27 protein-coding genes and 1 tRNA gene are annotated in these 16,556 nt (G+C 57.6%); 6 read left to right on the forward strand and 22 right to left on the reverse strand.

Features of this window, described 5'->3' with window-relative positions:
* Positions 1-60: 60 nt before the first annotated feature.
* The 7 genes from ACW9I6_RS21775 to ACW9I6_RS21805 all read right to left on the reverse strand — a co-directional run bounded on the left by ACW9I6_RS21775 (position 61) and on the right by ACW9I6_RS21805 (position 4,273).
* Entirely contained in the window at positions 61-1,056 is a 996-nt protein-coding gene (locus tag ACW9I6_RS21775; RefSeq protein ID WP_102369436.1) for a glutathione S-transferase family protein, read from the reverse strand.
* A gap of 88 nt (positions 1,057-1,144) precedes the next feature.
* Complete coding sequence (locus ACW9I6_RS21780) at positions 1,145-2,146, reverse strand: glycosyl transferase family protein (RefSeq protein WP_102369435.1); 1,002 nt, start codon at positions 2,144-2,146, stop codon at positions 1,145-1,147.
* On the reverse strand, positions 2,143-2,478 hold the full coding sequence (locus tag ACW9I6_RS21785; RefSeq protein WP_087693047.1) for a TusE/DsrC/DsvC family sulfur relay protein: 336 nt from the start codon (positions 2,476-2,478) through the stop codon (positions 2,143-2,145). Before ACW9I6_RS21785 ends, ACW9I6_RS21780 begins: the two co-directional genes overlap by 4 nt.
* Positions 2,475-2,768 (reverse strand): sulfurtransferase complex subunit TusB, encoded by a 294-nt coding sequence (gene tusB / locus ACW9I6_RS21790; RefSeq protein WP_003219628.1) that lies wholly within the window; start codon positions 2,766-2,768, stop codon positions 2,475-2,477. Before tusB ends, ACW9I6_RS21785 begins: the two co-directional genes overlap by 4 nt.
* Positions 2,768-3,118, reverse strand: coding sequence for a sulfurtransferase complex subunit TusC (gene tusC / locus ACW9I6_RS21795; protein WP_087693046.1), 351 nt, complete (start codon positions 3,116-3,118; stop codon positions 2,768-2,770). Before tusC ends, tusB begins: the two co-directional genes overlap by 1 nt.
* Position 3,119: 1 nt before the next feature.
* Complete coding sequence (gene tusD, locus ACW9I6_RS21800; protein WP_003219632.1) at positions 3,120-3,512, reverse strand: sulfurtransferase complex subunit TusD; 393 nt, start codon at positions 3,510-3,512, stop codon at positions 3,120-3,122.
* An 89-nt stretch (positions 3,513-3,601) separates the two neighbouring features.
* On the reverse strand, positions 3,602-4,273 hold the full coding sequence (locus tag ACW9I6_RS21805; RefSeq protein WP_003219636.1) for a Bax inhibitor-1/YccA family protein: 672 nt from the start codon (positions 4,271-4,273) through the stop codon (positions 3,602-3,604).
* A 152-nt stretch (positions 4,274-4,425) separates the two neighbouring features.
* Here ACW9I6_RS21805 and ACW9I6_RS21810 point away from each other — a divergent pair.
* Positions 4,426-4,516, forward strand: a tRNA-Ser gene (locus tag ACW9I6_RS21810).
* Positions 4,517-4,631: 115 nt separating this feature from the next.
* Here the strand turns inward: ACW9I6_RS21810 and ACW9I6_RS21815 are convergent.
* From ACW9I6_RS21815 to ACW9I6_RS21835, 5 genes are all read right to left on the reverse strand, one after another.
* The gene (locus ACW9I6_RS21815; RefSeq protein WP_457339804.1) at positions 4,632-5,681 is read right to left on the reverse strand and encodes a tyrosine-type recombinase/integrase; all 1,050 of its coding nucleotides are present in this window, start codon (positions 5,679-5,681) and stop codon (positions 4,632-4,634) included.
* A gap of 1 nt (position 5,682) precedes the next feature.
* On the reverse strand, positions 5,683-5,925 hold the full coding sequence (locus ACW9I6_RS21820) for a DUF4224 domain-containing protein (RefSeq protein ID WP_457339805.1): 243 nt from the start codon (positions 5,923-5,925) through the stop codon (positions 5,683-5,685).
* A gap of 2 nt (positions 5,926-5,927) precedes the next feature.
* A complete protein-coding gene (locus tag ACW9I6_RS21825) occupies positions 5,928-6,149 on the reverse strand; it encodes a hypothetical protein (RefSeq protein WP_457339806.1) in 222 nt (73 codons plus the stop codon).
* A 183-nt stretch (positions 6,150-6,332) separates the two neighbouring features.
* The gene (locus ACW9I6_RS21830; protein ID WP_177141955.1) at positions 6,333-7,106 is read right to left on the reverse strand and encodes a hypothetical protein; all 774 of its coding nucleotides are present in this window, start codon (positions 7,104-7,106) and stop codon (positions 6,333-6,335) included.
* Positions 7,107-7,155: 49 nt separating this feature from the next.
* Positions 7,156-7,581, reverse strand: a complete 426-nt coding sequence (locus ACW9I6_RS21835) for a hypothetical protein (RefSeq protein ID WP_457339807.1) — start codon at positions 7,579-7,581, stop codon at positions 7,156-7,158.
* A gap of 90 nt (positions 7,582-7,671) precedes the next feature.
* Here ACW9I6_RS21835 and ACW9I6_RS21840 point away from each other — a divergent pair, with 90 nt between their 5' ends.
* Positions 7,672-8,316 (forward strand): hypothetical protein, encoded by a 645-nt coding sequence (locus ACW9I6_RS21840; protein WP_457339808.1) that lies wholly within the window; start codon positions 7,672-7,674, stop codon positions 8,314-8,316.
* Here the strand turns inward: ACW9I6_RS21840 and ACW9I6_RS21845 are convergent.
* On the reverse strand, positions 8,309-8,929 hold the full coding sequence (locus ACW9I6_RS21845) for a hypothetical protein (protein WP_457339809.1): 621 nt from the start codon (positions 8,927-8,929) through the stop codon (positions 8,309-8,311). The two genes, ACW9I6_RS21840 and ACW9I6_RS21845, sit on opposite strands and share 8 nt — an antisense overlap.
* 239 nt (positions 8,930-9,168) lie before the next feature.
* On the opposite strand from ACW9I6_RS21845, the gene ACW9I6_RS21850 reads away from it, so the two are divergent.
* The 3 genes from ACW9I6_RS21850 (at position 9,169) to ACW9I6_RS21860 (ending at position 10,328) form a co-directional block, all read left to right on the forward strand.
* Positions 9,169-9,408, forward strand: a complete 240-nt coding sequence (locus tag ACW9I6_RS21850) for a hypothetical protein (protein WP_457339810.1) — start codon at positions 9,169-9,171, stop codon at positions 9,406-9,408.
* 32 nt (positions 9,409-9,440) lie between these two features.
* Positions 9,441-10,040, forward strand: coding sequence for a hypothetical protein (locus tag ACW9I6_RS21855; protein WP_457339811.1), 600 nt, complete (start codon positions 9,441-9,443; stop codon positions 10,038-10,040).
* Positions 10,041-10,109: 69 nt separating this feature from the next.
* Entirely contained in the window at positions 10,110-10,328 is a 219-nt protein-coding gene (locus ACW9I6_RS21860; RefSeq protein ID WP_457339812.1) for a hypothetical protein, read from the forward strand.
* On the opposite strand, the gene ACW9I6_RS21865 is transcribed toward ACW9I6_RS21860, so the two are convergent.
* A complete protein-coding gene (locus ACW9I6_RS21865) occupies positions 10,329-10,889 on the reverse strand; it encodes a hypothetical protein (protein ID WP_457339813.1) in 561 nt (186 codons plus the stop codon). It abuts the gene before it with no gap.
* A gap of 99 nt (positions 10,890-10,988) precedes the next feature.
* Between ACW9I6_RS21865 and ACW9I6_RS21870 the strand changes: the two genes are divergently transcribed.
* Positions 10,989-11,705 (forward strand): hypothetical protein, encoded by a 717-nt coding sequence (locus ACW9I6_RS21870; RefSeq protein WP_457339814.1) that lies wholly within the window; start codon positions 10,989-10,991, stop codon positions 11,703-11,705.
* A 57-nt stretch (positions 11,706-11,762) separates the two neighbouring features.
* Here ACW9I6_RS21870 and ACW9I6_RS21875 read toward each other — a convergent pair whose 3' ends face one another.
* The 8 genes from ACW9I6_RS21875 to ACW9I6_RS21910 form a co-directional block, all read right to left on the reverse strand.
* A complete protein-coding gene (locus ACW9I6_RS21875) occupies positions 11,763-12,074 on the reverse strand; it encodes a hypothetical protein (RefSeq protein WP_457339815.1) in 312 nt (103 codons plus the stop codon).
* Between the two features lie 69 nt (positions 12,075-12,143).
* Positions 12,144-12,734 carry a hypothetical protein gene (locus ACW9I6_RS21880; RefSeq protein WP_457339816.1) on the reverse strand — a complete coding sequence of 197 codons (591 nt, stop codon included), beginning with the start codon at positions 12,732-12,734 and terminating at the stop codon, positions 12,144-12,146.
* Positions 12,731-14,356, reverse strand: a complete 1,626-nt coding sequence (locus ACW9I6_RS21885; protein WP_457339817.1) for a YqaJ viral recombinase family protein — start codon at positions 14,354-14,356, stop codon at positions 12,731-12,733. Before ACW9I6_RS21885 ends, ACW9I6_RS21880 begins: the two co-directional genes overlap by 4 nt.
* Positions 14,353-15,138: a phage recombination protein Bet gene (bet, locus tag ACW9I6_RS21890; protein ID WP_457339820.1), complete on the reverse strand. Its 786-nt coding sequence runs from the start codon at positions 15,136-15,138 to the stop codon at positions 14,353-14,355. The genes ACW9I6_RS21885 and bet overlap by 4 nt, the downstream gene beginning before the upstream one ends.
* A 245-nt stretch (positions 15,139-15,383) precedes the next feature.
* The gene (locus ACW9I6_RS21895) at positions 15,384-15,695 is read right to left on the reverse strand and encodes a hypothetical protein (protein ID WP_457339818.1); all 312 of its coding nucleotides are present in this window, start codon (positions 15,693-15,695) and stop codon (positions 15,384-15,386) included.
* Positions 15,692-15,862: a hypothetical protein gene (locus tag ACW9I6_RS21900; protein ID WP_017528181.1), complete on the reverse strand. Its 171-nt coding sequence runs from the start codon at positions 15,860-15,862 to the stop codon at positions 15,692-15,694. The genes ACW9I6_RS21895 and ACW9I6_RS21900 overlap by 4 nt, the downstream gene beginning before the upstream one ends.
* Complete coding sequence (locus tag ACW9I6_RS21905) at positions 15,859-16,044, reverse strand: hypothetical protein (RefSeq protein WP_177026702.1); 186 nt, start codon at positions 16,042-16,044, stop codon at positions 15,859-15,861. Before ACW9I6_RS21905 ends, ACW9I6_RS21900 begins: the two co-directional genes overlap by 4 nt.
* Positions 16,041-16,478 (reverse strand): hypothetical protein, encoded by a 438-nt coding sequence (locus tag ACW9I6_RS21910; RefSeq protein WP_457339819.1) that lies wholly within the window; start codon positions 16,476-16,478, stop codon positions 16,041-16,043. Before ACW9I6_RS21910 ends, ACW9I6_RS21905 begins: the two co-directional genes overlap by 4 nt.
* Positions 16,479-16,556: the final 78 nt, after the last annotated feature.

Genomic DNA, 16,556 nt, shown 5'->3' on the forward strand with positions numbered 1-16,556 from the left:
CCAGGATTTTGGGGCCGCTGCGCAGCCCAGCGGGAGCAAGCTCCCTCGCCACAGGGTGTGTCAGCTCAAGATGCCTTTTCCGCTCAGTCTCGCGCGGTCATGCTCCGCCTCAAACGTCTGCAACGGCCCCTTCGGCACAATCCCCGTCGGATTAATCGTGCGGTGACTGGCGTAGTAATGCCCCTTGATGTGAGCAAAATCCACCGTCTCGGCAATCCCCGGCCACTGATACAACTCCCTTAGCCAGTTCGACAGGTTCGGATAATCCGCAATTCGCCGCAGGTTGCATTTGAAGTGGCTGTAGTACACCGCATCAAACCGAATCGCCGTGGTGAAAAGCCTTACATCGGCTTCAGTCAGGTATTCTCCCGCCAGGTAACGATGCTCACCCAAGTGCTGCTCAAGGTGATCCAGTTCGGCAAACACATCATCAAATGCGGCCTCATAAGCCTTTTGTGACGTGGCAAAGCCTGCGCGGTACACACCGTTGTTCACGGCGGGATAGATTCGATCGTTCAGTGCATCAATGGTCGAGCGCTGGGCTTCGGGATAGAAATCCAGTTGATTGCCGGTCAGTTCATTAAACGCACTGTTGAACATGCGAATAATCTCCGCCGACTCATTGCTGACAATCCGCTTGAGCTTCTTGTCCCACAACACCGGCACTGTGACCCGCCCGGTGTAGCTGGCGGTGTCGGCGGTGTAGCGTTGGTGCATGAAGGTGAAGTCGTCAAGCTTGTCGCCGCTGGAGCCATGGGCCTTGTCGAAGGTCCAGCCGTTTTCCAGCATCAGCCAACTGACCACCGACACGTCGATCAGGCTTTCCAAGCCTTTGAGCTTGCGCAGGATCAATGTGCGGTGCGCCCAGGGGCAGGCGAGGGATACGTATAAATGGTAACGACCGGCTTCAGCCGCGAAACCGCCTTCGCCGGTCGGGCCGGGTTCACCATCGGCGGTCACCCAGTTGCGGCGTTGCGCCTGCTCCCGTTGGAAGGCGCCGTCTGCGCTACTTTCGTACCACTGGTCATGCCAGCGTCCTTCGATCAGCAAACCCATGACTGACTCCTTGGCTAATAAGCGTTGGAGTGCAGTCTAAAGGTCTGAGTTCGAACAAAAAGCGCAAAGGCTGGGGGTTAATGATCGACTAAATCGATTTGTCCCGGGCATCCCAGTACTGTTGGGCCAGTTCGAACGCCTGTTCCCGCGGGTGGCCGAGGCCGCGCAAGGCCAGGGCCATGGTGGCGATCAGTGCCAGTTGCGGGTAGCTGTCCTGCACCTCACCGCGCCATAGCGCCTTCAAATGCTCGGGCTCCAGGGCCGCAGGCTTGACGTGGCGCTGGGCGGAGAGGGCGGGCCACTCTTCATCCCAGCTTTCGCCGCCGGTAGTGCCGTACAGGTGGCTGATGGTGTCCGGGTTGATCTCGATCTCGCCGCCGTCGCCCTTGATCACGATGCTGTTGTCGCCAAGCAGGCCGCTGGCATCGCGGTGTACGCCCTGGTAGCCCGGGTGGAAGATGCTTTGCAGGCCGCAGCGGGCGCTCAACGGGTTGAGGATGCGCGCCAGTGAATGGATCGGCGAGCGCAGGCCCAGGGTGTTGCGCAGGTCGATCATGCGCTGCAGTTGCGGCGCCCAGTCCCCCAGGGGAATAAACGCCAGGTTGCCCTGTTCAAGGGCCGCTTCCACCTGTTGCCAATTGCGGCACAACGGAATCTGCAAGCCATCCAGCAACTGCTCGGTGTAGAGCCGGCCTGCCGTATGCGCGCCGCCGCCGTGCATCAGGATACGCACGCCGTTCTGTGCCAGGCACTTGGCTGCCAGCAGGTACCACGGCAGGTGGCGTTTTTTACCGGCGTAGGTCGGCCAGTCGACATCCACATTGAGCGACGGTGCATTCAGGCGCTCGCGCACGGCTTCGGTGAAGCCTGCGAGTTCTTCCGGGCTTTCTTCCTTGTGCCGCAGCAGCATGAGGAAGGCGCCGAGCTGGGTGTCTTCGACCTTCTCGTCCAGCAACATGCCCATGGCTTCCCGGGCTTCCTCACGGGTGAGGTTGCGGGCGCCGCGCTTGCCTTTGCCGAGGATGCGCACGAACGGCGCGAACGGGTGCTCAGCAGGGGTTTCAGTGATCAACGGGGCAAAATCAGTCATAAGCAATTCGTCGGCCTGGGCAGGCCCGCCAGCTTGGCGGCGAGTTTGGCGGGAGTGCCTTTGAACAGTCGGTTGAGGTGCAGGCTGTTGCCCTTTTCCGGGCCCAGCTTCAAGGCGGTGTACTTGATCAGCGGGCGGGTGGCGGGCGACAGCTGGAATTCGTCGTAAAAGCCGCGCAGCAGTTCGAGGATTTCCCAGTGTTCCGGGGTCAGCTCCAGCGCTTCGGTAGTGGCGAGGGCGTTGGCCACGTCGCTGGACCACTCGGTCAGGTCGACGAGGTAGCCGTCCTTGTCCAGTTCGAGGGTGCGTTCACCTACGGTCAAAGTGTTCATAGCCAGGTATTGACCTTGTCATAGTCGATCGACAGCTGGACGAACGCCGGGTAATCGACACTGCCGGCCCATTCAGGCACGGCGAGGTTACGCGCCTGGCTGTCTTCGGCCAGTACAAACACTTTCACGCCCCTGGCCTGCAGGGCCTGGCAAGGCGCGCTGGCGGGTTGCAGGGCGTAGGCGCCGTCGCCGCACAGCAGGATCGCATCCTGGGTGCCACAGAGGCGCAGGCAGCTGTCCAGCCGGCTGTCGGTAAAAGGCGAGTGGGATACCACATGCAAGGTCGACATCAGAGGGTAATCACCTGGTCGTAACGGTCAATCATCTGTGAAATTTGTTCACTGCTCAGCGGCTGTGCGTTGCCGGAGGTGGCCAGCCCGCGCACGGCGAGGCTATGGCTGCAGGCAAACACCTCTTCGACGCCAAATAATTCCAGGGCCTGGAGGTTGGCGCTCAGGTCTTTCTGTTGCACGGCCCTGGCGTCCTGGCTCGCGGCCAGTTGAAACACGCCGTCATCCAGAAACAACAGGCCAATCGGCAAATCAAACGCGCCGCCAGCCAATACGATATCCAGCGCTTCACGGGCGCTGGGGCCGGACCACGGCGCCTGTCGGCTGATCACCAGCAAGGATTTCGACATGTCACGGCCCTCCGAAGCAGATCAAGCGGTCAGCGGACTGGGCGGCGTCATGCAACTGCCCAAGCCCGGACAATGCCCAAGGCGCGTCCAGGTTCACCGCGCTGCGCTGATAACGGGTGGCCTCTTCGGCATTCAGCACGCCACGGCGCAGGGCCGCGGCGATGCACACCACGCCATCGAGCTGATGCTCGCTGACAAACTCGCGCCACTGACGGGCGATATCCTGCTCATCCTGCGGCGCAACAATGTTAGTGGACGCGCTGTAGACGCCATCCTGATAAAAAAACAGCCGCACAATCTCATGCCCACCCGCCAGCGCCGCCTGGGCGAACAGCAAGGCACGGCGCGAGGAGGGCGCATGGGCGGCGGAAAAAAGCGCAATCGCGAACTTCATGGAACACTCTGAAGGCAAAACCTGTGGCAATGATAAAGCCGCAGGCAACAAAAAGCCCGCCGAAGCGGGCTTTTTGCATGCGGCTGCGATCAGTCGTCGCGGCCCATGATGCCGAAGATCTGCAACAGGCTGATAAACAGGTTGTAGATCGATACATACAGGCTGATGGTGGCCATGATGTAGTTACGCTCGCCACCCTGGATGATTGCGCTGGTCTGGAACAGGATGCAGGCCGAGGAGAACAGCACGAAACCTGCGCTGATCGCCAGTTGCAGGCCGCTGATCTGGAAGAACATGCCTGCCAGTACGGCAGCCAGCAACACGAAGAAACCGGCGGTGATGAAACCACCCAGGAAGCTCATGTCCTTGCGGGAAATCAGCACGTAGGCCGACAGGCCGCCAAATACCAGGGCAGTCATGGCAAATGCCGAGCTGACCACTTCCGCGCCGCCGGCCATGCCGAGGTAGCGGTTAAGGATCGGGCCGAGGATAAAGCCCATGAAACCGGTCAGGGCAAACGCCGACACCAGGCCCCAGGCCGAGTCGCGCAGCTTGTTGGTCAGGAAGAACAGACCGTAGAAGCCGATCAGCACGACGAAGATATTCGGGTAGCCGACGCGCATTTGCTGGGCTACGAAGGCCATCACGCCGCTGAACGCGAGGGTGAGAGCGAGCAAGCCGTACGTATTGCGCAGGACGCGGCTAACTTCTAGCTGCTCAGCCTGCGCGTTTCCATTCACTGCGTAATTTTGTTCGCGCATGGCGACACTCCTTCAGTTTTGAAACATTCAGTCGCAAGGATCATAACAGACGCTCTGTAACAAGCTATGGCGAGAGTTTGACAGTGTGTTTCATTCGGGTATTATGGCGCCCGCTGAGGCAGGATGAGCTACGCTAATCCTGTGTTGCACAAGGGAAATTGGCAGAGTGGTTGAATGCACCGGTCTTGAAAACCGGCGGACGTTAATAGCGTCTCCAGGGTTCGAATCCCTGGTTTCCCGCCAAGATTCACTCAAGAGCCCCGCTATTGCGGGGCTTTTGCGTTTCTGGGGTTTGGGGATTTCGTCACCGGTTTCCGCAGGCGTTCCATTACTATTGTGGGAGTGTTCCATAACTTTCCTACTTTGACGGCTTCGCGGTCGCTCCGATCCTCCTGTAAACCCTCTTCGTGATTTCCTGCTTGCTGTGCCCCAGCAGCAGGCTTGCATCCCCGATATCGAGGATTTCCGACGCCGCTTTAGGCCGAATATCCCGAAACTGAAACCCGGCTATCTTGGCTGCAAGCAGTGGGTCGCCCTGGTCGATTGCCTTCAGTCGAGCCTTCTCCCTTGCCTTGTCCCAGCGCAAGCGCAACATCCCTTTCGTCATCCGCTTTCCATGCCTGTTGATCAGCAGGTACTTGGATGGATGGCCGACATTCCTTTCAGTTATTTCCCTGACCAATTTCCCAAGACTGTTCTCCCCCGACTCAGTGCGCATCAGGATCCTCAGCTTCTGCCCGGTTTTCCCTTGCGTGACCAGAAAGTAATCACCCTCAGTGTCATCGCTGCGCATGATGATCACGTCAGCTGGCCGCTGGCCGGTTAAGTAACCAAGATCCATGGCTTCCTTCAGTTCAGGCTCTGCCATCCCGTAAACCGCATCCCAGACCACCGCATTGGCGTAATAGTCGCGTGGGACTTCTTTATTTTTCCTTACGCCTTGGCAAGGGTTCTCCCTTTCGGTGAGCCCCCACTCGCGAGCCATATTGAACACATGTGACAGAAGGGCGATCTCCCTATTGGCTCGAACCTTGGCCGTTCGGGCATCGCGATAGCCGGCGATGTTGGCTGGCGTGATCGAGTCAATGGGTGCGCTATCGAACGTGGGCCTGAGTTGTTTGAGCTCTGCCAGGTTGTCGGTCTGTGTCCGAGCACCCTTTTTCGGAATGACATCTCGAACATAGCGGTCAAAAATTCCCTTCATGATTGTCAGATCACCAGGTTTATCTTTGGCCTCCAGTTCTGCCCATTTGAGTCGAGCTTTGTCCAGGTCCTTACCAAGGGGGATGTCCTTGCCGGAGGCATCCCTGTAGTAGAAGGAGGTCCAGGTGGTGCCGTTCTTACGCTTCCTGGTGCGCTGGTACATGCGTGGCGGGAGGTGGCGGTATTCAGTATTGCGGGGGCGCATATCAGTTCACTCTGGAGAAGTCAGGCGTCCAAGCCGGGCGTGCCGGCGGAGGGTTAGGGTCTGCGATTGTGGCGTTCACCATTCCCAGCTTCATGCGGGCGAACATCCGGCCCACCAGAGGGCGACCGCCACGGCTCTCGATGAATACCCAGTTACGGTCTTTCAGCCACTTGCGCTGGTGCGAGCGATGCTTGTAACCAGTCAGGTCGGCGAGCTCGTCGTCCGACAGGATCTCTGCTTCCATGTTTATTTCCCGTCGGCCGCTGTGGGCCGCGCTGTCTTGATGATGTGAATGACCAGGCTGAAGGTGATCAGCATCCAGCCGCAGGTGCCGGCGAAGGCGTAGAGGATGTCGGCTGTTTCGCCGTCCTCAAGAAGGCGTGGGGCGAGCCAAAAGAACCAGCCGGCGGTGCCGACCAGGTACAGCAAAGCGCCCAGCAGGATCAGGGTGAGTTTGATTGCGAACATGTGGTGTCCTTGCCGCGCTGGGCGGCTGTCGGAAATATTTGATAATCATTATCAGTTGAGAGTATCTTTGCCGCGCTCACCCAGCAGGAGAGGCTCTTTACCGGTCTATGGATGGCGAGGCTAACCCTGCTGGGTGAGCACCTCGCCCGCCGCTCACCGGCAGGCATGTGGGGGGACTGGGGGTTAGGCTGTTGCGGCGATATCGGCTTCAGCCATCTCGCAGAAGAAGCTGCAGCTAGGCAGCTTCTCGTTGCGCGCAATGGGACCAACAGGAAGGTCGCGCAAAGGGAATCGCTCATCTTTCCTAGGCCCTGACCGGTACCGAAGAAACCATGAGCCGGGCCCCAGCTCGTCCTGCACTAAACAACGCTGCTCGAACACCTCTGGGAAGTCTTCGCGAATCGCGCGCCAGTACCCTTCGCCGCCTTTTGGGCAGGCAATGCAGTTCGCGTTGTAATAGCCGATGCGATACATGGCAGGCAGTTCGATACCGGCTCGCTCTATGATGGCTTTGCAGTCCTCTTTGCCCAGGCCTCGATCTATCAGCGGTGCAATCACTGGTCGGTCTGGGTTTCTTTCTCGGAAGTCGTCCAGCCGATCGGTCTCTTCGGCGGTGTAGCCAAAGACCATCACGTCACCAGGTCGTTCGTAGGTGGAGAGCAGCCTGCGCTTAAGCAGCGTCGAACAAGGCGCTCCATGAGGCCCCTTCATGTATCGTTCGCGTAGGAACACGTTCTGCACGTCGGCCCCGTATTTCTCGTCACGAAGCACAGTGATCGGTTGCCCGAACCAGATTTCACAGTCCTGGGCGAACCGCCGGTTGTCGTCGTGCTCATTTGCCAGGAAGGCGTTGATTATCTGCACATCGTGAGTTGCGCCATATTCGGCCAGAGCCAGTTTGGTGGCCACCGCCGAAGCAGCACCGCAGCTGAACTGGCAAACGATTCTGTTACTCATGGCCTTGGCCCCGTGTAGATGAAGACGTAGGCGAACCAGAGGGTGGCGATCATGGCGTCACCCGGCGCGCCCACTGAACATAGGGGCCGTCATCCGTATCGAAGATCCCCATCAGGAACCATTCAGGCCCTGGCGATTCGGGATTCCAGGCGGTGCACGCGGCATCCTCGTCAGGCAGATCCTCGAGTTCGTCGCCAGAGTGCCAGCCTTTCAGTTCCAGGCCCTGTTCCTTGACCCAGGCAATGTAGGGCGCCGGGTCTTCGCCTTCGCCAGAGCTCGGAATGTTCGGGTGATACCACCAGCCGTCCGCATCGCGCTTAACCTCGACTGGTCCGAACGGCTTGATGCCGCTGTGCGCCTCGCAGGGAGTGACGTAAAGCACGTCGGAGTAGTGCCCGCCGCCAGAGCTAAATTCCATCTTGCAGCCGCACTTGGCGGGCTCGCTGTTGACGAACGTGATCTTTTGTTCAGGCATGACTTCGTCCTTGCCGCTATAGCGGCTGACTTTGAAGGGGGAGGATTGGGGTTATAATGCGGAGTGAGTTGAATTTATATGGAGGTAGATTTGAAAGCTACATACTTGGTGGTAGTTGTGTTGACGTTTTTTTCTGGAGCAATATTCGGAAGTGGAGGGCTTTCTTTTTCAGGCGAGCCTGATTGGAGAGGTTATTTTGAGGTTGGCAGTTATCTAGCAACAATTTTAGTAGCTGCAGTTGGTGTCATAACGATGAATACTTGGCGGTCGCAGTTTACGCACTCTGGAAAATATAATGCGATTAAGGAATTTCAAAACTCGCTCATGGGTAGGTCCGTGCTAGTCAAGGACTACGCTTGGTCTGTTATTGATAAATATCATGCATTCAGAAATGCGCCTGTAGGCGACATTACTGCTCAAGAAAAAGCTATACACAAAATGCTTGAAAGGAAAGATGCTTGGAATGCTAAGAAATTTCAAATAGATGTGTGCTGGAGTAATTTGATTGCCCATCTCGGTGACGATGATGTAAGGAGGTTCTTATGTGCGCCTGACTCTGTAAATGAATGGGTTGATGAGTTTGTTGCTAAGACAACTAGAACAGATCCCTATACGCGCGACGAAAACTCTGGGTTGATATATGAAGAGGTAGTTAAGTTTTGCGAATCCGCTGATGAAAATGACAAGCGCTTAATCGAATCTTCTCAGGTGATTCTGCAGCGATTAGTCAGGTAATGATATCTGCCGTCAATTTGCAAAAGGGGGCGTTAGGGGGGGCGCACTGCAGCGTGTTCTCATCGATCCCGGTGTAGATGCGCCATGGCACCTTCACGCCGTTGACCAGAAAGCCCCAGTCACCGCGCCATTTGCTGGTGATGAACAGGGTGTAGACGCCGCCGGGCGACAGTTCGTCGATCCGGTGGTACTCGCCATGGTTGAGGCGAGCGGTGTCGCCGGCGCGCCGGTCGATATATTCGGTGGCCTGGGCTCTCGTGGTAACGTTCAGTCCTGACAGCGCTGGGTCTTCGGGATCAAGCAGGCGCTGTTCGGTGTACCAGCCGCGCAGGATGATCGTGCGGGCGTTCCACGGATGGTCGTGCAGATCCCGGTCTTCGTCGGGCCGCATGATGTGGTGCACACGGAACGACCACGGGCACCACCATAGCGCTGGCTTGTGCGTGTCGCGGGAGTAGGGGTTGAACAGCCACCAGCGGCCCATGTACATCTCGGCGCCGTCGGCAGACATGATGTGCAGGTACGGGGTGCGCTGGGCGCGGGCGATGAGCCCGGCGGCAACCGCCGGGCGAGCAAGCAGCTTGGCGACCAGGCGCCAGAACAGGTTGTTCACGTGGAGTCCTTGCCGGGCCATGCCCGGGCGGTGGAGTGAAATTTATAAGGCCCTGTCCGCCATTACATCTCGTAAAGGTCAATATCGAGGTTTACATGGCGCAACTATGTCTATGGCTTGAGCTACTGATTGCGGTACTGGGCGTGATCCTTATATGCCTCCGAATTTGGGGCGGATGAGATGAAAACTGACTGGTATCTGAGGTGATACGATGGGTCTTCTCTGAAGTGGGAAGGCCCATGACCAAGCACGATATTTACGATGAGATCGAAGGCTTTCAGGTTTGGAACTACATGGAGTGCGACAAGGACGAGGAAGGCCGGGAGACCTGGCGTATCAACGTCGAGGTGAAGCGTGGTGGTGAGGTGGTGGTGCCGGTTGTTGCGGGAGACCGTACCTATGTTGACCGTGGCCTGGCGCAGGTTGCTGGGCGTGAGGCAGGGGCGAGGCTGATATCGGATCTCGTCCTCAAAGTTTAAACCTTTAGGTTAATTGGCTGGAGAGGTCAGCAATGATCAACGCATCAGGTTGGGGGCTGTTCAAACCGTGGGTATCAATCCCAAATATTCTGCTAGTACTTGCAGCGATTTTCATCGTCGCTCTGTTTAAGCTCACAAGCAGCGAGTTGGCCAGTTGGGTCCAGGCAGTTGGATCAATCGTTGCAATCATTGCCGCTTTTTCCATATCACAGTTTCAGTATCGAGCCGAGATGCTTAGGCGGTCGCAAGACGCGCATGATCGATCTGTTGGTTTTGCAACCCGTCTCCTGCTCATAAGTCGCGAGTTTGATGACGTCGTGACCAGGGCAATCGACAGAACATTTACAGTGGGTACCAAGGAGCGAGATACGCAATTTTCTTGGGTTTTAGAAGAGCTTTTGAATCGACTTAATTCATCTATGTTTGATGATTTGGATGAAGCAAGGAACATTCATTGTGGCCTTCTGAGAAAACAGATTGTTGGACTTCTGTTCACCCTAAGATTCAGTACAAAAAATGCCCTTGTGGAGGAGCGGGATGAGGAGGTCCAACGCTATCAGTCTCTTTCGCCTGTGACGGTGAGGGCAGCAGAAATATTGCTTGAAAGTGCTCGTAACGCACAGCTCCATTGAGTTTGCTCTGCGCTCCCGTGGATGCCGGCTGGCGTGATTCGTTGATATGGGGTATTACGGGTGACCGGCATGGAGCCGGATCAAGGAGAGAAGAAGATGGGTGTTGAAAAAATGCGGGACGACGAATTCAAACCAACCTGCCCAAAATGTCCGGGGCATGAGTTCGTTGCTGTTTCTAACCGCTACGTGGCCAGAACCTCAGAGGCGATTAGCATGATCATATGCGCCAATTTGAATTGCCAGGCCGTTGTCGGTGTGTTGCCTACTGCTGAAGTTTTTCCAGAGTAACTACGCCGCTTTGCGCTGCCCCAGGACACTCTGGCGCGCAGCTTCAAACTCGCTGCCGAGGATCTCGGCGGCGCCTTCAATCTGTTCGACGCCATCCTCAAGGCGGACGCCGAGATTCAGATACACGACCCCATCCAGTTCGAAGAACACGCCGCCGCACATCCACAGCGCTCCGGGGTTCAGACCGATAGCCTCCCAGACCTCGTCCATATCGATGCTAGCGGGGCAATGCTCCTTCCACAGTGCCGACAGGCGCTCATGCTCGGCGATCTGGGCGGCGCGCGCATCCTTTGGCGTCCCTTTCGCTGGCTTGGCGCTGGAGCGCAGAGCGCGGTAGTCGTACTGGTCGGGACGGCACCAGTGCACGTCCAGCTCGCGGCTATCACTGATTTTCACGCCGCCGACGTAGCTCCGATTGCCTGACCGCATCGGCGAGGCCGCACAACCAAACACCTGGCCAAGCTTGGCGCGCTGGGCGTCCCACTCTTTGCGTTTAGCCTCCCAGGCGATTACCGCGGCAACCACGGCCGGGGCAGTGGTCTTGTACATGTAGTTGCTCATGGATTATCTCCAGTCAGGCGCCGCCCTCCGTGATCGGTGGTGGCAATTTAGTTTTTTTTGGTGTTTGATGCATGAAATTAAGATACGGACGTCGAACTGATGAAAACCGAGGGTGTAATTGCAATAAATATTAAAAAGATAAAGGGCGACTGGTCGTCAGTAGATTATGTTGATAAGTCCACCGGAAGGTTTCATAGGATTTATAAATATAAGGACAAGGCGTGTAAGAGCGTCTATCTTAAATCGAGACTTAGTCAGCACCTTGCGGGCTATTCTCTAATAGAAAAAGATTTACGTAGCTCATTGATATGGCTGAAGGAGATTAAATGTATTGTTGGCGATATTGATGCGAAGAAAGATGGTAACTTTAAGATTAGTAGGGATCGTGAAACTTTTAATATTGTAAAGGGACTATTTGTAGCCGCTCTGACATTTTATGGTAAAGGATTTACCAAATGTGATGGTCGCCCAGTAAAGCTTGAGCGCATTCAAATTGAAGAGAAGTTTAGGGATTTGCATGATCTAGCAATTTCGTACCGAAATAATTTTGCTGCTCATAGTGGATCTGTAGGCTTGGAGACAGCAAATATCGCGTTGGTTGTTCCCGTGAAAGTGAAGGTTGGCAGGCCCGTGCCAATGAATCTGTATACCGAAATAAATCAACCTGACTTAGCGTGGCACAATAAGGATAACGATCTTTGGTTCATTGAGCTATTAGAGCATGTTCAGCTATTGGTTCGGGATAAAATAAAAAAGCTCAGAAATAAAATAATGGAGGAGGTCGGGCCAAAAGATCTAAAAGAGTTTTTCAAATGATTTGAGTGTGTCAGACAAGCTCACCGTAATATCTCCCGATATTAATCGCGTCCCCGCCTAAATACTTTCAGCGTCGAGCCGTTTTGCTTTACGCTGGCCGAGAACGTAGAGTTCTGCCGCCACATTTTCGTCAACTTCGATTTTGTGGCGCGAACGAAGCGCCTCACGTGCACAGGCCGAGCCGAGGGAGTGCACATAGCGCAGGCATCCAGCGATCACCGATGCCTGCTCAGTGTCTTCAGTCCAGGCCATGAGCTCGGCAAGCATCTGCTTGTCGCCAGCCCGCACCCGGTGCCGAAGCTCTTCCTCGCCAAGCTCCTTGCGTTTCGCCGCGCTCTTTGCAGATCGCGTCTTTTGATCCATGGCCATGGCCTACCTCTTCTATTCCGCTGGCCGGCAGTGCGAGCCAGGTTTGACGTTTGCGTTGCTGGATGCGGGCTATGCGGCGCATTTAGTTCGCCCCGGTTTTGCTTTTGGGTAGTCGATGCCGTGCGCGGCGATGATCCGCTCGAAGGCTTTTGATCCCATGGCTAGACTCCCAAGGCACTGGCGCCGGGTCAGGCCCAGCTCCAGGAATGCCCGGATTCGCTCAGCGTATTTCGCATCGCTGGCTTCATCCGCTCGCCTGGGCACAAGGTTTCGTGCGCCGCCCCGGGTCGGAGCCTTGAACGTAATCCCGAACTCCTGGCCGATGGTGGATACCGTGCGCCTGTCAATCCCCAGCTCTTCCGCTACATCTACCTTTGCGTGGGTGGGGGCAAGCTCGCGAATGCGCTCAACCAGCTTCAGGCGTTTCTGGGTGCGAATATCGAGCGGCGCCATTTGGAGCGGCGCCGATTCAACTCGCCGGCGAACAAACGGCTTCGGTGCCGGCGGCTCCTGGGGTACATAGACGGCGGGCTTCGGTGGCGGGGGAGGCTCGATCTCTTCGATCTCGCCGCCGGCCGCCACAAACTCGGCGACCTGGGCCGCCAGTTCATCCGAGGCCGGGCGTAGTGCTTCGACCAAGCTGAGGTAGTTGCTGATCATGCTGCCGCCTTGGCCAGCGTCACCCCGGCCATGCTGAAGGTTGATCCCTGCGCCGCGACCATCGCGTCGAGCGCTTCCCAGTTGACTAAGAGGACGGTGATCGGCGCCTGACCATATGCCACGGCTTTCACCAGGGCCCCGAAGTCTGTCACGTTGGCCTGCAGCGCTACCTGCTCCACGGTGTGGCTCGCCGCAGGCTTTGTGGCCTGGCCGACGGGTGCCGCCTGGACCGGAGCGGTGCGGACAGGCTCTGGTGTCGCCGCTTTCTCCACGACTGGCTCTGGCTTGATGGCCGCCAGTCGCTGGGCTTCCTGCTCTTCGGCAATGCGCTTCGCGTCGGCCTTTGCCTGCTCCGCCTTCTGGTGTTCGGAGATTCGGAATTTGATCAGCGTCACCAGGTCATCGTTGGCCTTAGTGACCAGCTGCTGCACGTCGCTGAACAGGAAGGCATGATCAACGGCGAGCTCTGCCAGACTGGTCAGGTTCAAGCGAATGCCGTCGGCTGCCTGGCTTGCATCGATCTTCGCCCGGGCTAGTTCGGTATCAACTGCGTCCTGGAGGCTGGCGATGGTGCGCTTGCTCTTCATGGCTCCGGCGAAGTCGACGTGCACATTAGGCAGCGCCACCTGGCCCAAGGTCCTGTTGATCCCCGCGATGTGCTCCGCAAGCGCTAGCTCAGCCTTTTGCTTGATGGTGGTCTTTACCAGCAATTCCTGGGCCTTCACCAGCTTGTCGACCTTCAGGCGAGTCTCGCGGGCATGCGCACTGATGCGATCCAGCGACGAAAACAGTTCGTCGATGCTCTGGGTTTGCGACAGGGCCTGCTTCTTGGCGACAGCGACGGCCTCTTCAACATCGCCACACCACTTGACCGCCTTTTTGGCGTCGGCGAAATCCTGGTCGGTTGAGAGCGTGGTTTTTACCGAGTCGATGACCGCCAGGGCCGAGTCTTCAAACACCTTCAGGTTGCTGGCGGTGACCATGCCGGTCAGCTCGATGCGCAGCGCTGGCAGCTCATCAGGTGCCTTGCCGACGACGATTGAAGGCGCGTCGGCCATCTCGAAGTTGGCCAGGTCTGCCTCGAACTGTTTCCAGCCTTCGATCAACTGGGCCGCGCGCCCGGCGACGGGCCGGTACTCCATGTGCACGAAGTTCTCCGGCGTGCCGTCCGAGCAAACAAAGATGACGCGCTCAGCGCCGCTCACCAGCAGTTGCTGCTCAAGCTGCCAGTAATAGTGCGGAGCCAGGTCACCGGCTTTCACCTGGGCCACGACTGACTCATTCCACAGTTTGTGCTCGAACAGTGTCTCGCCGAGCATCGTGGCGCCGTCCATGGAGGCGAGCAGGTTGCCCTCGGTAGCAACGATCGGATAAAGCTCTTCGCCGATCAGTGCTTCGGCCAGTGGGCGTGCCAGGGCCTCAGTGGCGTGGCCTTTGTCGAAGATGAACTGCTGAGACGGCGTGACATCGGGCGTGATGCCAGTCTTTTTGGCGGCGAGCAGGTCGGTGCGGGTTTGGTACTTCGAAGCGCCCATCATTGCAGGTGCTTCGGAGGCGGTGCGGTATTGGGCGCGGAGGGCAAGCCACTCGGCGGAGCCTTGAGCTACGTTGTGAATTTTCATGCTGCGTCTCCATCGAGGGCTTTGAGGTTGGTGATGGTTTCGATCTGGTCATCGCGCAATGAGTACTTGCTGATGACATTGGAAATAATGTGCTCAGGACTGGTACGGCCGGCGTCGATCAACGGCTGCCACTTCTCGATGTTTTCAGCCAGCAGTTCGTCGGGATAGGCAGGCTTGGCGTCTGGTTCTGGTGGAGCCGGCCGCGCCGGCGAGACGTCTTTGGCGGCCTCCTCGAACGACTTTCCTTCCATCTCGTCAGCGGTAGGGGCCGACCCGACTTCAGGGAATGCTTTGCGCAAGGCTTGTGCTTCGGCGCACTTGGCAAGCTGTGCAAATGCGCGGCGCTTCCACATGGAGTTGGGCGCAGCGCTGTCCTTGCTCGCAGTCGCGTAGTTTTCGAGCCAACGCTCGTTGGCGGTGAACTCGGCAACAAGTCCGTTCGACATTTGGCGCTTGACGGTGACCCGGCACCACTCCGGGTAAGTTACGTCGACACCGGCCAGCTTCGCAGTGATCGACGGCCCGTATTCGGGATCGCTGATCCCGGCGTATTGCCCTGTTCGCGCTGCCTGGATGCGGTACAAACCAATACCAGGCATCACCACATCGACCATGCCGCGGCCCTTCTGGTAAATCGGGACGATGTGCACCGGCTTAAGCATCGGATCAAGTTGAGCTGCCTTGCAGTACGCAAGCACCATCACGACAGAGTTATGCGCGGCGCCTGGGTACAAGCTACCGGTCAGTACCTCAACAAGCGCATCCTCGGATATCGCCGGCATGTGCTCGGCGTGTTTAATTACTGCGGACACGGTGACTCCCTGCCGCGATGCTCGCAGCGATTGAAGGTGTTGGTTATTGAGTGATTCGATCAGCGAGGGCACTGAGCAACATCAGAAAGGTGCAGACAGAAAGGGCAGAGAAAGAGCCGCGCCAGATGAGTAGGCGCCGGGTGCGCTGGCGGGCGGTCATGGCCAGGGTCTCAACTGCTGCAACACCAATTCGTGCAGCGCCTTACCGTTTCGGCTCATGCGTTGGCCGCGCAACTGCCATTTTTCGTGCTGGGCCAGCAATCGATCATTCGCTCATCGGGAAGCGTAAGCACGACGTGGTAGCCGTTGTTGTGCTTTTTGTGGGCGATGCCGGTGCGAGACAGCCAACCGTCAAAGCGCTGCATGGCTTCGGCCTTCATGCGTTTTTTGTGGCTTTCGGGATTTGGCTCGCTGCCTTGTCCGCCACAGTTGCGGCAACACCGTGTGTAACCAACATCCTCTCCGATGAACTCGCAGCAGCTCATGCAGTGGCTGCCGTCTTCGATGTTGTCTTCAAAGAAGCTCACGGCCGAACCCTCACCGCGATACGCCCGCCCTTGATCGCAGCAGCAAGCTTTGGCGGTAGTGCCGACACAGGCAGGTCGCGCGGCAGGCCGGCGCCGAGGATTGTCAGGCTGCGTTCGATCTCGGCGATCTGTTCGTCGATCAGTGATTTAACCGGCGCAGTGGTCATGCTGCCTCCTTGCGCGCGACCTTGTTGAGGCGGGCGCAGTAGTGGTCGAATTCCTTGAGGGTGATGGTTTGGTCGATCAGGAACTGGGTGATCAGCCCCTGAACGATTAATGCCTCTTCTTGGGTACTGGAAGCATGCGCCAAGCTTTCGAGCGCTTCGTCGATCAGGATGTGGGCGCTCATAGGTCGGCACCCACATCGTCTTCGCGCTCTTCCCGTTCCGCTGCTACAGCGTCTTCGGCGTAGGGCCTCAGCAGCGCTACAGCGATCTTCTCGACCGCCTCAATCGGGCGTTGCTGGCCCAGCAAGTCCGCGGCGTGGGCCCGGGCATCGCTCTGGCTGCCGAGCATGGCCGACAGCAGCAGGCGGGCGAACGAATCACGCTGGTCCAAGCCGTCGATCTGGCGCTGGTTCAGGTGGCCTTGCAGGACAGTGCAGAACCTGTCGAACGTCACGACCTGCGGCTGGCCGTAACGGCGCTTCCACTTAATGTCGACGCCGCACACCAGGCGCTCCGCCGAATGCTCAAGCCAGTCCGTGACCTCGTCGCTGTCGCTGACCTCCGGAGGCAACTGAGCGTCGTAAAGCTCCTGGCATATCTTCAATGCTGCGTTCATGGTCGCCTCCAAGGTGGCGGGTTGTTCACCTGTATTCGTCAACACTCATGCCTCCCGCTGGTTGCCGATGGGCGCGGG

The organism is Pseudomonas sp. SDO5522_S412 (assembly GCF_054071215.1).

Bases quoted from the DNA above. Each gene is read 5' to 3' on its own strand.
- ACW9I6_RS21805 (WP_003219636.1), bottom strand. From the start codon at position 4,273: ATGCGCGAACAAAATTACGCAGTGAATGGAAACGCGCAGGCTGAGCAG.
- ACW9I6_RS21835 (WP_457339807.1), bottom strand. From the start codon at position 7,581: ATGCCTGAACAAAAGATCACGTTCGTCAACAGCGAGCCCGCCAAGTGC.
- ACW9I6_RS21860 (WP_457339812.1), top strand. From the start codon at position 10,110: ATGGAGCCGGATCAAGGAGAGAAGAAGATGGGTGTTGAAAAAATGCGG.
- ACW9I6_RS21780 (WP_102369435.1), bottom strand. From the start codon at position 2,146: ATGACTGATTTTGCCCCGTTGATCACTGAAACCCCTGCTGAGCACCCG.
- ACW9I6_RS21820 (WP_457339805.1), bottom strand. From the start codon at position 5,925: ATGGAAGCAGAGATCCTGTCGGACGACGAGCTCGCCGACCTGACTGGT.
- ACW9I6_RS21885 (WP_457339817.1), bottom strand. From the start codon at position 14,356: ATGAAAATTCACAACGTAGCTCAAGGCTCCGCCGAGTGGCTTGCCCTC.
- ACW9I6_RS21775 (WP_102369436.1), bottom strand. From the start codon at position 1,056: ATGGGTTTGCTGATCGAAGGACGCTGGCATGACCAGTGGTACGAAAGT.
- ACW9I6_RS21815 (WP_457339804.1), bottom strand. From the start codon at position 5,681: ATGCGCCCCCGCAATACTGAATACCGCCACCTCCCGCCACGCATGTAC.
- ACW9I6_RS21880 (WP_457339816.1), bottom strand. From the start codon at position 12,734: ATGATCAGCAACTACCTCAGCTTGGTCGAAGCACTACGCCCGGCCTCG.
- tusD (WP_003219632.1), bottom strand. From the start codon at position 3,512: ATGAAGTTCGCGATTGCGCTTTTTTCCGCCGCCCATGCGCCCTCCTCG.
- ACW9I6_RS21825 (WP_457339806.1), bottom strand. From the start codon at position 6,149: ATGTTCGCAATCAAACTCACCCTGATCCTGCTGGGCGCTTTGCTGTAC.
- ACW9I6_RS21850 (WP_457339810.1), top strand. From the start codon at position 9,169: ATGACCAAGCACGATATTTACGATGAGATCGAAGGCTTTCAGGTTTGG.
- tusC (WP_087693046.1), bottom strand. From the start codon at position 3,118: ATGTCGAAATCCTTGCTGGTGATCAGCCGACAGGCGCCGTGGTCCGGC.
- ACW9I6_RS21870 (WP_457339814.1), top strand. From the start codon at position 10,989: ATGAAAACCGAGGGTGTAATTGCAATAAATATTAAAAAGATAAAGGGC.
- ACW9I6_RS21875 (WP_457339815.1), bottom strand. From the start codon at position 12,074: ATGGCCATGGATCAAAAGACGCGATCTGCAAAGAGCGCGGCGAAACGC.
- ACW9I6_RS21905 (WP_177026702.1), bottom strand. From the start codon at position 16,044: ATGAGCGCCCACATCCTGATCGACGAAGCGCTCGAAAGCTTGGCGCAT.
- bet (WP_457339820.1), bottom strand. From the start codon at position 15,138: ATGCCGGCGATATCCGAGGATGCGCTTGTTGAGGTACTGACCGGTAGC.
- ACW9I6_RS21785 (WP_087693047.1), bottom strand. From the start codon at position 2,478: ATGAACACTTTGACCGTAGGTGAACGCACCCTCGAACTGGACAAGGAC.
- tusB (WP_003219628.1), bottom strand. From the start codon at position 2,768: ATGTCGACCTTGCATGTGGTATCCCACTCGCCTTTTACCGACAGCCGG.
- ACW9I6_RS21910 (WP_457339819.1), bottom strand. From the start codon at position 16,478: ATGAACGCAGCATTGAAGATATGCCAGGAGCTTTACGACGCTCAGTTG.
- ACW9I6_RS21830 (WP_177141955.1), bottom strand. From the start codon at position 7,106: ATGAGTAACAGAATCGTTTGCCAGTTCAGCTGCGGTGCTGCTTCGGCG.
- ACW9I6_RS21865 (WP_457339813.1), bottom strand. From the start codon at position 10,889: ATGAGCAACTACATGTACAAGACCACTGCCCCGGCCGTGGTTGCCGCG.
- ACW9I6_RS21900 (WP_017528181.1), bottom strand. From the start codon at position 15,862: ATGACCACTGCGCCGGTTAAATCACTGATCGACGAACAGATCGCCGAG.
- ACW9I6_RS21855 (WP_457339811.1), top strand. From the start codon at position 9,441: ATGATCAACGCATCAGGTTGGGGGCTGTTCAAACCGTGGGTATCAATC.